Genomic DNA, 12,724 nt, shown 5'->3' on the forward strand with positions numbered 1-12,724 from the left:
CGCCGCCTCCGCCGCGCGCCCGGGAGCTGCGGGGGCGGCAGCGCGGCTCAGACGAAACGCACGGTCTGGTCGAGACGGGTGCGGATGTCGAACACCTCGTTGCCGCCGATGTCGCGGGCGCCGCGGACGCCGCGGCGCAGCACGGTCGACAGGGCGGACCGCCCCACGACCGCGACCGGGACGCCCCGGATGCTCCCGAGCTCGGTGATCTGCTGCGGCACGTCGTCGTCCGGGAGCACGACGATCGCCCCGCCGAACCGCACCCGCGCGGCGCGGGCGACGTGACGGACGCCGCTGAGCAGCCGGGTCACGGGCGCATCGGGCACCTGCGGCCCGGTGATCTCGCCGCGGCGGAAGCCGACGGGCCCGCCGAAGTCCTCCGACAGCAGACCGTACAGACCGCTCGGGCCGAGCACGATGTGATCGAGCTTCGCCTCGGGATCCCCGTCGCGCGAGGCCGCGACGTCGTGCCAGACGGTGTACCCCATGCCCAGGTCCGCCACGATCCGGGCGGTCGCCTCCTCGGCGAGCGCATCGGCGAGCAGTCGCCGCAGGTGGCGGGGCGCGGAGCGCAGCAGGGCCGGGTCGTAGGGGTCCTCGAGCGCGACCCCGCGCCCGGCCCACTCCCGCACGAGCGTCAGGTAGCGCTCGCGCCGCCACCCGCCCGGCTGACCGGCGCTGCGGGCCCGGGGGCGCGTGTCGGGCCGTGCCGACGCGGGACGCCAGCCCCCGGCATCCGGCCCGGCGGCGGCGAAGCCGTGACCCCGGTCGTAGACCGCACGAGCGTGGGCGGTGCCGACGAGCTCCCAGGCCCGCTGCACGCGCACGAATGCCGCCGCGTCTCCCCCGGTGTCGGGGTGCGTGTCGCGAAGCCGCTGCCGGAAAGCGCGCCGCAGCTCGTCCTCGGTCGCCGTGGCGTCCACCCCGAGCACCTCGTAGGCGGATGCCGACAACGGGCTGTCGAACACGCGTCCTCCTCGGTCCCTCGGCGTCCAGGCTAGCGGCCGCGGGCTTTGCGGGCGCTGTGGGTCACCGGCGCTCGTTGCGACGTGCGTAGGCCGCGGCGCTGCGGCTCGACAGCGCGAGCAGGATCAGGATGTCGAGGGCGAGCGTGACGAGGGTCGTGTGGAGACGGATCTCCTGCCCCCGCACCCACCACGACACGAAGGTCCCCGAGATCGACCCCACCGCGGAGAGCATGATGAGCACGCGCGGCCAGTTGTGTCCCCGGAGCACGAGGATCGCCAGCGCCACCTCGAGCAGGAGCACGGAGCCCGCGATCCCCCACACGGCTCCGATCCCGAGGAGCACGACATCCGGAGTGAACGTGACGCCGTCCAGCGCGATGTCGAGGCCGCGCGCCAGCTCGGGCCAGATGGTCGTGAGCCCGATCATTGACGCGACGCCGGCGGCGACGCGCAGGAGCACCAGGACGGCTCCCGCGACGGTCGTCGCGGGCCGCGCCATGGCCGGGTCGTACGCGAGCGGGCGGGCGAGCCGGGCGGGCGACTCGAAGGCGGCGCGCTTGCGCACGCGCGTGCTCATGCGGTCACCCGCCGTACGTCCACGATCGGCAGGTCGCCGTCGGTGCGGATGCTGTCGCCGCCGCCGTTTCGGGCGTGGTAGCCGCTCGAGAAGTCGCGGATCACGTCCACGGCGATCCGAGGATCGGCCTGCGTGAGCGTGCGCACGATGTGATCGCGCTCGATGTCGGTGTCCGCATCGATCCGGTGCGTGATCTGCAGGGTGAACAGCGAGAGGCCGACCGCCGTGTCGAAGGTTCCCGCCGCGAGCCAGTCGACGCGGCGGCCGCCCGGCAGCAGCCAGCCGTCGGGGCAGCGCCAGAAGCGCACGTGGTGACGCTGGGCCGGGTTGCCGTCGACCTCCTGCTGATAGGCGAAGTCCTGCATCCGGCCGAAGAGGAAGAGCGGGCTGACCGGCGCCTCGTCGTAGCTGCGGCGGGTGAGGGTCGAGGCGACGATGCGCCATGACGAGCGCAGGGTGACCGGGTCGGCGCGGGTCCAGCCGGCCTCGACGAGCGCGCGCTCGATCTGGTCCGCTTCACCCATGAGCGCGAGGTTGACGGGATCGCCCAGCAGTCCGTCGCTCGTACGGGTGCGACCGATGAAGTAGTCGGGAACGTAGATCGTCGTGAGGATGCGGTGCAGCCGCGGCAGCACGAGATAGGCCAGCAGCGCCCAGAACACGACCGCGAGCGGGATGCCCCACCAGCCCACTCGGAACGTCTCGGTGAAGCTGAGGTAGGCCAGCCAGACCGCGGCCAGGCCCGCGAACACGAAGAAGAACCAGTCCAGCGCGACGCCGACGGAGTAGGCCCGGCGGGGGCGGTCCGTCACGTCCACAGCGGCACCGGGGGGACGAAGCCGAACGCCTGCGCGACGACGTCCTCCGGCACCTCGGCGAGGGACGGCGGGTGCCAGCGGGGCGAACGGTCCTTGTCGACGACCTGCGCGCGGATCCCCTCGACCAGGTCGGGCTGGGTGTGGGCGAACCAGAGCACGAGTCCGTACTCCTGCGCGAGCGCGGCGCGGAGCCCCGGCAGCTCGCGCGCACGGCGCACCGCGGCGAGGGCGACCGTGAGCGCCGTGGGCGAGAGGGCGCGCATCGCCGCCGCCGCGGCGGCGGCCTCCGGCTCGGCGCGCACGTCCAGGCGCTCCAGGATCTCGGGCACGGATGCGGCGGCGAACGCCTCGTCGATCCACACGCGGGCCGCAGCGAGGCGTGCCGGCTCGGGCGTCTCGTCGAACAGCAGCGCGATCTCGGTCGGATTGGCGGGATCGGCCCGCGAGGCGAGCGCCTCGGCGAGATCGGGGAGCCGGTCGGCGGGGACCAGATGGTCGGCGAAGCCGGCGTAGATCGCGTCCGCCGCATCCATGGTCTCGCCCGTGAGCGCCAGGTACTCGCCCAGCCGCCCGGGCGCGCGGGCGAGCAGCAGGCTGCCGCCGACGTCGGGGGTGAAGCCGATGCGGGTCTCGGGCATCGCGAGCCTCGAGCGCTCGGTCACGATGCGCACGGCGGCATGGCACGCGAGCCCGACGCCGCCGCCCATCGTGATGCCATCCGCGAAGGCGACGACCGGCTTGGGATACTCGGCGATCAGCGCGTCGAGCGCGTACTCGTCGCGGAAGAAGCTCGAGGCCTCGGCGGCCCGGCCCGCGGCCACCTGGTCGTGCAGTGCGCGCACGTCGCCGCCCGCGCACAGGCCGCGCTCCCCCGCGCCGTCGAGCACGACGACGGCGATGTCGGGGTCGTCCCGCCAGGCGTCGAGGGCGGCACGCAGACGGGCGACCATGGCGATGTCGAGCGCGTTGAGCGCGCGGGGACGGTCGAGCGTCAGGCGTCCCACGGACCGCTCCACCCGCACTCCGACGCCGTCGACGGATGCGCTCTGCCCCTGCCTCACGCGCCCACGTTATCGCGGGCGGGGCGCGCGGCCGACTCGCCCGGCGCGCAGGATTCCGGCAGGATGGGAGGAATCGGTCAACGACGAGAGGTTTTCTCTATGCCCGACGGCCAAGTGCTCGAGTTCACAGACGTCACGAAGAGGTTCGGCAACGTCGCCGCCGTGTCCCACCTTTCGGCGACGATCCAGCCGGGTGCGGTGACGGGCTTCCTCGGCCCCAACGGCGCCGGAAAGACGACCTCGCTGCGCATGCTGCTGGGACTCGTCTCCCCCACGTCGGGACGCGCCCGCATCGGCGGACGCGCCTACGCCGATCTGGCGGACCCCCTGCGGACCGTGGGAGCCGCCCTCGAGGCGTCGAGCTTCCACCCCGGTCGCAGCGCCGCGAACCACCTGAAGGTCTATGCCCGCGCCGCCGGCCTCGCACCCGCCCGGGTCGACGAGGTGCTCGGGCTCGTCGGGCTCGCCGACGTCGCGGGCCGCAAGGTCGGCGGGTACTCCCTCGGCATGCGGCAGCGCCTCGGGCTCGCGACCGCGCTGCTCGGCGACCCGGGCGTGCTCGTCCTCGACGAGCCGACCAACGGCCTCGACCCCGAGGGCATCACCTGGATGCGGACGCTGCTGCGGCTGTTCGCGCGCGAGGGACGCACCGTGCTGGTCTCCTCGCACCTGCTGGGCGAGGTCCAGCAGACGGCCGACCGGCTGCTGATCATGTCGCGCGGCAACCTCGTCTTCCAGGGCGCGCTCGACGAGCTCACCGACCCGAGCGAGTTCGCCACGGTCGTCGACTCCCCCGAGCGCGGAGCGCTCGTCGAGGTGCTGCGTCAGGCCGGCTGGCAGGTCGAGGTGCTGCGGGCGGGGCTGACGGTCCGCGGCGTCGAGCCGGCCGAGGTGGGCGCGGTCGTCGCAGCCACCGACGTCCCGCTCTCGCTGCTGGCCCGGCGCGGCCCCGAGCTGGAAGAGGTCTTCCTCGACCTCGTGAACGGCGTGCGCACCGCGGTGCGGGCCGACAGCGGGCCCCGCGCGCTCGAGGCCGGCGCGCCCGCCGCCGACGAGGTGTACGTCGCCGCGGTGGTGGCCGGAGCGGGCGGCGCCCTGCCGGAGCCGGACGGTGCGCCGGATGCCGAGGGCCCGGCGTCCGCGCCGGACCCGGACGCGCCGCTCGTGGAGGACGCCGCCGATCTGGCGGCGGCCCCGGTCGAGGAGTCCCCGGATGTCGAGACCTCCGCGACCGACCAGGCGCCGCCGGGTGCGTGGACGCCGCCCGCAGCGCCCGACACCCCCGTCGGCACCGAGCCGGCGGCGGACAGCGGCGAACCGGTCTCCGATGATCCCCACCGCCCGGAAGGAGGCGAGCGATGACGCTGCTGCGCGCGACCTCGTCCGAGCTGACGAAGCAGTTCACGACCGCGATCTGGTGGATCCTGGCCCTGGTGCTGGCGCTGTACGTCGGCATGATCGCGACCGGGCTCGCCTTCGCGATCGCCGCGAGCGCGACGGGCGCGCTCCCCGGTACGACCACGACGGGCGAGGGCCCCGCCTCCGGGAGCCTCATCTACAGCCTGGCGAACTCGATCGGCTACGTCTTCCCGCTGCTGATCGGCACTCTCCTCGTGACCGGAGAGTTCCGTCACAAGACCCTGACGCCGACGTTCCTCGCGATCCCGCGGCGCGGCGCGGTCCTGGGCGGCAAGCTGCTGGCGGGCGCGGTCCTGGGCCTGCTCTACGGCGTGATCGCGGTGGTCGTGACGGCTGCGCCGGGCGCGGCCGTGTTCGCCGGCTTCGGCCTGGAGACGGGTCTCGGCACCGGCGACACCTGGGCGATGCTCGGCCGCATCCTCATCGCTTTCGTGCTGTGGGTGCTCGTGGGCATCGGCACGGGGCTCGTCGTGCGCAATCAGGTCGCGGCGATCGTGATCGTGCTCGCGTTCACGCAGTTCGTCGAGCCGCTGCTGCGCGTCGGTGCGGCCTTCGTGGAGTCGCTCTCGGGCATCGGCCGGTTCCTGCCGGGCGCCGCCGGCGACGCGCTGGTCGGCGCGAGCGCCCTGAACATGGGCTCCGGGACGGCGGACACCCTCGCCTGGTGGGGCGGCGGCCTCGTGCTCCTCGGCTACGCCGTCGTGCTGCTGCTCATCGGCTACGTCACCAGCTGGCGCCGCGACGTCGCCTGATCGGCATCCTGCGCGGGGTCCCGCGGCGCGGACGGATGTGCCGGCGCGGGCGGATGCCGCGGCTCAGGCGGTCGCAGGCTTCGGCTTCGCCGGGCGCGGGGTCCGCGGCTTCGCGGCGAGCTCGGCGACATCCGTCTGCGCCGTGACCGTGTCCAGTCGCAGCGCCTGCACGAGCGCGAGGCCGTGACGGGTGGAGAGGATGACGCGCTGGAACTCGCTGTCGGGTTCGAGGTCGATCACGACGCCCGGACGCTTGCGGCGGATGACGGCGAAGTCCTTGCCCGCGGCGTAGCGCCAGGTGCCGATAGCGAGCGTCGCCGGCAGGTAGGTGCCGGGGGCGCGGACGCCGCGGAGCCAGGTCCACGGGTCATCGGTCAGCTGCACGCGGGTGATCGCCGGCCGGTCGAGGACCACGCTTCGCCGCCGGACGGCGAGCGCACGCTCGGCGGGGGAGAGCACGACCTCGAGATGCGCGGAATCGAGCATCAGGGTCACCATGCGACAAGTCTGCCAGCGTCGCGCGCGCCGTGGCCGAGGTTTTGCTCACAGAGCGGCAACGATCGTCGTGACCCGCGCGACACATGACGGTGGAAGACTTGTCTGGTGCCCGTCACTTCCGCATCCGTGTCCGTCCGTGATGTCCTGACACGCGCATCCGCGGGCGAACGGCTGTCCTTCGAGGACGCCCTCGCGCTGGTGACGGCGTCCGGCGACGACCGCGAGCGGGTGTTCGCCGCGGCCGCCGCACTGCGCGACGAGGGCCTGGCGGCCGCCGGGCGACCGGGGGTCATCACCTACTCGCGCAAGGTCTTCGTGCCGCTGACGACGCTCTGCCGCGACCGCTGCCACTACTGCATCTTCGTCGACACGCCGGGCCAGCTGCAGCGTCTGCGCAAGCCCGTCTTCATGTCGCCGGAGCAGGTGCTGCAGGTCGTGCGTCAGGGGCAGGCGCTCGGCTGCAAGGAGGCGCTGCTGACCCTCGGCGACCGCCCGGAGGAACGGTGGCCGGATGCGCGCGCCTGGCTCGACGAGCACGGCTTCGCCTCGACGCTCGACTACGTCGGGCACATCGCACGGCTCATCACGGCCGAGACGGGGATGCTCGCGCACCTCAATCCCGGCGTCATGTCGGACGCCGAGCTGCGCACCCTGCGTCCTGCGGCGCCGTCCATGGGGATGATGCTCGAGACGACGTCGCGGCGCCTGTTCGAGGAGCCGGGCCAGCCGCACTACGGCTCCCCCGACAAGGATCCGGCCGTGCGGCTGCGGGTGATCGAGGACGCCGGTGCCGCCCGCATCCCGTTCACGACCGGCATCCTGGTGGGGATCGGTGAGACACCCGCAGACCGCGCCGAGTCGCTCCTCGCCCTGCGCGACGCGCAGGAGCGGCACGGGCACGTGCAAGAGGTCATCGTGCAGAACTTCCGCGCGAAACCGCGGACGGCGATGCAGGACGTGCCGGATGCCGACCTCCTCGAGTACGCGACGGTGGTCGCCGCCGCCCGGCTCGTGCTCGGTCCGCGCATGCGGGTGCAGGTCCCGCCGAACCTGTCGGATGCGGGCGAGCTCGAGCTTCTGGTCGGGGCGGGCATCGACGACTGGGGCGGGGTGTCGCCGCTGACGGCCGACCACGTCAACCCCGAGCGGCCGTGGCCGCACGTGGACGAGCTCGCGGCCCGGACCGCCGCCGCCGGGTTCGAGCTGCGCGAGCGGCTGACGGCGCATCCGGAGTACCTCGCCGACCTGGATCGCTGGGTCGATCCGGCCCTGCACGACGCCGTCGCCGCCCTCGTCGACCCCGCGTCCCACCTGGCCCGCCCCGCCCCCGCGGCCTCCCCGTCCTCGTCGCCGAGTCGGCACTCCGCTGCCGACTCCGCATCCGATTCGCGCGATTCTCGTGCGGAGTCGGCGATCGAGGGTGGAATCGCCGTCGCGACGGGCGGAGTGCGGCGGCTCGCCGAGCGGGCGGCGGCCGACCCCGCGGGCCTCGACGACCACGAATGGGTCGAGCTCCTCGAGGCGACCGGCGACGGGCTGGAGGAGCTCGTCCGCACGGCCGACGACCTGCGCCGCTACACGGTCGGCGAGGCCGTCAGCATCGTGGTCAACCGCAACCTGACGACCTCCGGATTCCGCGCGGCAGGGGCGACGGCGCCCGACGAGTTCGACCTCGCGGACGCGGCGGCCATCGCGCGGTCGACGCGGCGGAGCTCGGCGCCACCGAGATCTGCGTACAGGGGATGCTGCCGCCCACCGAGGACGCCGGCGGCTACCTCGAGGTCATCCGGGCGATCCGCGCCGCGGCTCCCGGCATCCACCTGCACGCGCTGCGGCCGCAGGACGTCCACGACCTCGCCGATCGCACCGGCCTCGGGCTCGACGGCGCGCTCGCGGCGATGCGAGCGGCGGGCGTCGACACCGTGCCGGGCACGGGCGTGAAGGTGCTGTCGGAGCGGGTGCGCGGCATCGTCGCCCCCGGCGACCTCGACATCGACCGCTGGGTCGAGGGCATCACGGCGGCGCACCGGGCGGGCTTCTCCTCGACGAGCGTGCTGTTCTACGGTCACGTGGAGACCGCGCACGAGCGCATCGTGCATCTGCGCCGGCTCCGCGACATCCAGAGCCTCTCCGCCACTCCCCCTCTGGACGTCCCCCTTTTGGATGTCCCACTTTCGACCGCTCAGAGCCCCTCAGACCGGTCGAAAGTGGGACATGCCCAGCGGGAGTCCCCCGGCGGGTTCACGGAGTTCGTGCCGATCCCGCTGCCGGGGCCGCAGGGCGGCGTGCCGCTCGTCGCGGACCGCTCCCCGCTCGACGAGCACCGCGCCATGGTGGCCGTGTCGCGGCTGCTGCTGGCGGGCAGCATCCGCCACATCCAGATCCCGTGGACGCGCCACGACACCGCGACGACGGCGGCGCTGCTGCAGGCCGGCGGCGACGACCTCGGCGGCACGCTGCTCGACGGGCGCGTGCGTCCCGAGACCGGCATCGAGCACGGTCACGAGCTGACCCTGGACGCCGCCGCCCGCCTCGTGCGTCCGCTGTTCCGTCCGCTCCGGCAGCGCGCGACCGACTACGGCGACGCCGGCCGGAAGCCGACCGCCTGATGCTCGACACCGCGATCGTGGGCGCCGGCTTCGCCGGGCTCGGCATGGGGATGGCGCTGCGCGAGGCGGGGCGGTCCGACATCGCCGTGCTCGAACGGGGGGCGGATGTCGGGGGCACCTGGCGCGACAACACCTACCCGGGGGTCGCGTGCGATGTGCCGAGTCACCTCTACGGCTTCGCGCGGCGGCCGAACCCCGGATGGTCGGGCGTCTACGCCGAGGGCGCCGAGATCCAGGACTACCTGCGCCGCGCCGCGGCAGGCCTCGCCCCCCAGCTGCGGCTGCGCACACCGCTGCTCGGGGCCACGTGGGCCGGGGCGGCGTGGCGGCTCGAGACGGGCGGGCCCGATCCCGGAGTCACCTGGGCGCGCAGCCTCGTGCTCGCCTGCGGCCGGCTCACCGAGCCGCGCATCCCCGCCATCCGGGGGCTCGAGACGTTCGCCGGTCCGATGTTCCACACGGCCCGGTGGGACCATTCGACCCCTCTCGCGGGCACCCGCGTCGCGGTCGTCGGCACCGGCGCCTCGGCCGTGCAGCTCGTGCCCGAGCTCGTCCGTCGCGGCGCGCGCGTCACGCTGTTCCAGCGCACGCCGGCATGGATCGTGCCCCGTGAAGGGCGACGGTACACGGATGCCGAACGCCACCTTTTCGCGACACGCCCCGACGAGCTCGCCGCGCTCCGCGACCAGCTCTACCTCGAGGGCGAGGAACGCTACGCCTCCCGGTCGGGGGATGCCGAGGCCGCCGCGGCGGCGGAGGCCGTCGCCCGCGCGCACCTGGCCGCGCAGGTCGCCGACCCGGACCTGCGCCGGGCACTGACGCCCGACTACGCGTTCGGGTGCAAGCGCGTGCTGCTCTCGGACGACTTCTACCCGGCGCTCTCGTCCGGTGCCGTGACGTTCGAGCCGTCCGCCCTGTCCGCCGTCGAGGCGGGCGAGCTGGTCGCCGCATCCGGTGCCCGCTACCGCGCGGACGTCCTCGTGCTCGCGACCGGTTTCGCGTCGTCGCAGCAGCCCTACGCCGACCTCGTGCGCGGCGAGCACGGCACGCTGGCCGAGCACTGGTCGGGTGGGATGACCTCGTACGCGTCGACCGTGGTCGCCGGCTTCCCGAACCTCTTCGTGCTGAACGGGCCCAACGCCTCCCTCGGGCACAACTCGTCCGTGCTGATGGCCGAGGCGCAGGCCGAGTACGTCGTGCGCGCCCTCGCGCTGCGCGACGAGCGCGGTGGTGTGCTGCGCGTTCGCCCGGACGCCGAGAAGACCTACACCGCGCGGATCGACGAGGCCGCCGCATCCACGCCCTGGATCGCCGGCGGATGCGAGAACTGGTACACCGACGAGCGGTCCGGACGGCTCACGCTGCTGTGGCCCGGCACGGTGGACGCCTTCCGCGCGATGCTCCGCGGCAGTCGTGGCGACGAGTTCGACACCGGCAGCAACCGACCCCGCGATCCGTCGCGGACGAGAGGAGAACCATGACAACCCTCCCCCTGCGCCTGGGATACAAGGCTTCGGCCGAGCAGTTCCCGCCCGACGAGCTGGCAGACTACGCGGTGCTCGCGGAGGAGATGGGCTTCGACTCCGTCTTCATCTCCGACCACTTCCAGCCGTGGATGCACGAGGGCGGACACGCCCCGGCGGCGATCCCGTGGCTCGGCGCCGTCGGCGCGCGCACCTCCCGGGTCGTCCTCGGCACGAGCGTGCTGACGCCCACCTTCCGCTACCACCCGGCCGTCGTGGCCCAGGCCTTCGCGACGCTCGGCGTGCTCTACCCGGGGCGCATCGTGCTCGGCGTCGGCACCGGTGAGGCCCTCAACGAGGTCACGCTCGGTCTCGACTGGCCCGACGCTCCCGAGCGCTTCCAGCGGCTCAAGGAGTCGATCACGCTCATCGAGAAGCTGTGGGAGGGCGAGCGCGTCACGTTCGAGGGCAACTTCTGGCACGTGACGGATGCGACGGTGTACGACCGGCCGACGACGCCGGTGCCGATCTACATCGGCGCCGCGGGACCGGCGGCGACCCGTCTCGCGGGCCGCATCGCCGGCGGGTTCATCACGACCAGCGGCAAGGACCCGAAGCTCTACACCGACACGCTGCTGCCCGCCCTGGCCGAGGGCATCGAGAAGGCGGGGCGCGCGGCGGACGAGGTCGACACGCTCATGGAGGTCAAGGTCTCGTACCACCCCGACCACGCCACGGCGCTGGAGAAGACGCGATTCTGGGCGCCCCTCGCCCTCTCGCCCGAGGAGAAGATGGGCGTGCACGACCCGATCGAGATGCAGCGGCGCGCCGCCGAGCTGCCGATCGAGCGGGCGGCGTCGCGGTTCATCGTCTCGACCGACCCGGACGAGCACGTCGAGAAGATCGCCCGCTACGTCGAGCTCGGATTCCGGCACCTGGTGTTCCACGACCCCGGCGCCGACCAGGCCGAGTTCCTCCGGATGTACGGCGCCGAGATCCTGCCGCGACTGCGCGCCCGCTTCGGCGCGTGAGCTGGACCGTCGTCGTCCCGCTGAAGCCGGCGGCGCGCGGCAAGTCCCGGCTCACCGGGGCGTCGGTCGAGCTCGTGCGTGCCATCGGTCTCGACACCGTGACCGCCGCGGTGGGTGCGGCATCCGTCGTCCGCGTGGTCGTGGTCACCTCGGATGCGGCGACCGCGGCGGCCGTCGCGGATGACGCGCGGGTGACCGTGGCCCCCGACCCGGGCGCGGGGCTCAACGCCGCGATCGCGGCGGGGGTTGCTGTGGCGGGTGCGGGGCCGGTGGCGGCACTGCTCGGCGATGTTCCCGCCCTCGTGCCGGCCGAGCTCGACCTCGCGCTCGGCCTCGCCGCCCGGCATCCGCGCTCCGTGGTGCCGGATGCCGAGGGCACCGGCTCGACCCTCGTCACCGCCGCAGGGGTGCCGTGGGAGTCGGCGTTCGGCCCCGACTCGTTCGCCCGGCACCTGGCGCTCGGGTGCGTCCCGCTGGCGGTGGATGCGGCATCCGGCCTGCGACGCGACGTCGACACGCTGGCGCAGCTGCGCGCCGTGCTCGACCGTGCCGGGCCCCTCACCCGCGCGGCGTGGACCGCCGGGGCCTGAACCCGCTCCCGCGCCCGGGCTCGCGGCGCGCTCCGCCCCTCCGCCCTCCCCCCAGTCCCTCCGCCCTCCCCCCAGTCCCTCCGCCCTACCCACCTGCGGGGATTGTGCCCGACACGCCGCGCCACACGGCTCCACCCCGGCGTGTCGCCCACGATCCCCGCAGTTGCGGATGGATGCCGCGACGCCCCACACGCCCGATCGGCTCGGGCGAGAACCGGCCGGCCCGAAGGCTGGCCGCGCGGTCACGGCCGTAGACCCGGTGCCCGCCAGAACACCCTGCTGCCTGTAGCGTCACACACATGGTGCAGGCCTCTCCGCTCGAACGTGCTCGACCGTCATGGCGGCTTCTGACAACGGCGACGGTCTTCGGCGCCGTCACCATCGCCCTCATCTGGTCTCTCGCGGTGCCGTACGGGGTACTCGTGTGCGCCGCCGATTCGACCGCCTGCTATCCGCAGTTTCGCGCAGGAAGCGGCGTGATCGCTTCCTGCGCGGTCGCTGTCCTCCTGGCAGGAACGGTCACCGTCGGCATGTTCGCCCCGCGCCTTCGCGGCATCATCATCAGCGGAGTCGCTGTTCTCGGTGCGGCGCCTCTCGTCACATACGTCGCCATCTCTTACAGTCCGGGTTTCGAGCTCGGCTGAGAGATCATCGCTATGAATCTTGACATACCAAAAGACCCCCGTTGCGTTGTGAGCGTAATCAAAGATTAGGGGGAATCATGACTACACGTCGCTCATTTTTGCTAGTCGCGATTGCGAGCGCGACCCTATCCATCGCACTGGGAAACGCCAGCTACGCAGCGCCGACAACCTCAGAAGTCAATCCCGAGCATGTCGGACTTATCCCCTTCAACGCTCCGATCCCCGAGGGGCTGGACCGCGCGGAACCGATTGCGATGGAATCTGGAATCTAGAGTTCACTGAAGCAGGATCCAA

Annotated in this window: 12 protein-coding genes; 7 read left to right on the forward strand and 5 right to left on the reverse strand. The window is 73.3% G+C overall.

Annotation, left to right across the window (positions count from 1 at the left end; genetic code table 11):
- Window positions 1-47: 47 nt before the first annotated feature.
- The 4 genes from QE381_RS08365 to QE381_RS08380 form a co-directional block, all read right to left on the reverse strand.
- Window positions 48-968 carry a J domain-containing protein gene (locus tag QE381_RS08365; protein ID WP_307217196.1) on the reverse strand — a complete coding sequence of 307 codons (921 nt, stop codon included), beginning with the start codon at window positions 966-968 and terminating at the stop codon, window positions 48-50.
- Between the two features lie 61 nt (window positions 969-1,029).
- A complete protein-coding gene (locus tag QE381_RS08370; RefSeq protein ID WP_307217198.1) occupies window positions 1,030-1,545 on the reverse strand; it encodes a hypothetical protein in 516 nt (171 codons plus the stop codon).
- On the reverse strand, window positions 1,542-2,357 hold the full coding sequence (locus QE381_RS08375; protein WP_307217200.1) for an LssY C-terminal domain-containing protein: 816 nt from the start codon (window positions 2,355-2,357) through the stop codon (window positions 1,542-1,544). Before QE381_RS08375 ends, QE381_RS08370 begins: the two co-directional genes overlap by 4 nt.
- The gene (locus QE381_RS08380) at window positions 2,354-3,424 is read right to left on the reverse strand and encodes an enoyl-CoA hydratase/isomerase family protein (protein ID WP_307217202.1); all 1,071 of its coding nucleotides are present in this window, start codon (window positions 3,422-3,424) and stop codon (window positions 2,354-2,356) included. Before QE381_RS08380 ends, QE381_RS08375 begins: the two co-directional genes overlap by 4 nt.
- 99 nt (window positions 3,425-3,523) lie before the next feature.
- Here QE381_RS08380 and QE381_RS08385 point away from each other — a divergent pair, with 99 nt between their 5' ends.
- Both QE381_RS08385 and QE381_RS08390 read left to right on the forward strand, forming a co-directional pair.
- Entirely contained in the window at window positions 3,524-4,786 is a 1,263-nt protein-coding gene (locus tag QE381_RS08385) for an ABC transporter ATP-binding protein (protein ID WP_307217204.1), read from the forward strand.
- Window positions 4,783-5,595 carry an ABC transporter permease gene (locus tag QE381_RS08390; protein WP_307217206.1) on the forward strand — a complete coding sequence of 271 codons (813 nt, stop codon included), beginning with the start codon at window positions 4,783-4,785 and terminating at the stop codon, window positions 5,593-5,595. The genes QE381_RS08385 and QE381_RS08390 overlap by 4 nt, the downstream gene beginning before the upstream one ends.
- A 63-nt stretch (window positions 5,596-5,658) precedes the next feature.
- Here QE381_RS08390 and QE381_RS08395 read toward each other — a convergent pair whose 3' ends face one another.
- On the reverse strand, window positions 5,659-6,093 hold the full coding sequence (locus QE381_RS08395) for a hypothetical protein (protein ID WP_307217208.1): 435 nt from the start codon (window positions 6,091-6,093) through the stop codon (window positions 5,659-5,661).
- Window positions 6,094-6,198: 105 nt separating this feature from the next.
- Here QE381_RS08395 and cofG point away from each other — a divergent pair, with 105 nt between their 5' ends.
- The 5 genes from cofG to QE381_RS08420 all read left to right on the forward strand — a co-directional run bounded on the left by cofG (window position 6,199) and on the right by QE381_RS08420 (window position 12,430).
- Window positions 6,199-8,034, forward strand: a complete 1,836-nt coding sequence (gene cofG, locus QE381_RS08400; RefSeq protein WP_307217210.1) for a 7,8-didemethyl-8-hydroxy-5-deazariboflavin synthase CofG — start codon at window positions 6,199-6,201, stop codon at window positions 8,032-8,034.
- A gap of 667 nt (window positions 8,035-8,701) precedes the next feature.
- Window positions 8,702-10,183, forward strand: a complete 1,482-nt coding sequence (locus QE381_RS08405) for an NAD(P)/FAD-dependent oxidoreductase (protein WP_307217211.1) — start codon at window positions 8,702-8,704, stop codon at window positions 10,181-10,183.
- Window positions 10,180-11,196, forward strand: a complete 1,017-nt coding sequence (gene fgd / locus QE381_RS08410; RefSeq protein ID WP_307217213.1) for a glucose-6-phosphate dehydrogenase (coenzyme-F420) — start codon at window positions 10,180-10,182, stop codon at window positions 11,194-11,196. The genes QE381_RS08405 and fgd overlap by 4 nt, the downstream gene beginning before the upstream one ends.
- Entirely contained in the window at window positions 11,193-11,786 is a 594-nt protein-coding gene (cofC, locus tag QE381_RS08415) for a 2-phospho-L-lactate guanylyltransferase (protein WP_307217215.1), read from the forward strand. The genes fgd and cofC overlap by 4 nt, the downstream gene beginning before the upstream one ends.
- 299 nt (window positions 11,787-12,085) lie before the next feature.
- Window positions 12,086-12,430 (forward strand): hypothetical protein, encoded by a 345-nt coding sequence (locus tag QE381_RS08420; RefSeq protein WP_307217217.1) that lies wholly within the window; start codon window positions 12,086-12,088, stop codon window positions 12,428-12,430.
- Window positions 12,431-12,724: the final 294 nt, after the last annotated feature.

The organism is Microbacterium sp. SORGH_AS_0888 (assembly GCF_030818905.1).
Classification (GTDB): Bacteria; Actinomycetota; Actinomycetes; order Actinomycetales; family Microbacteriaceae; genus Microbacterium.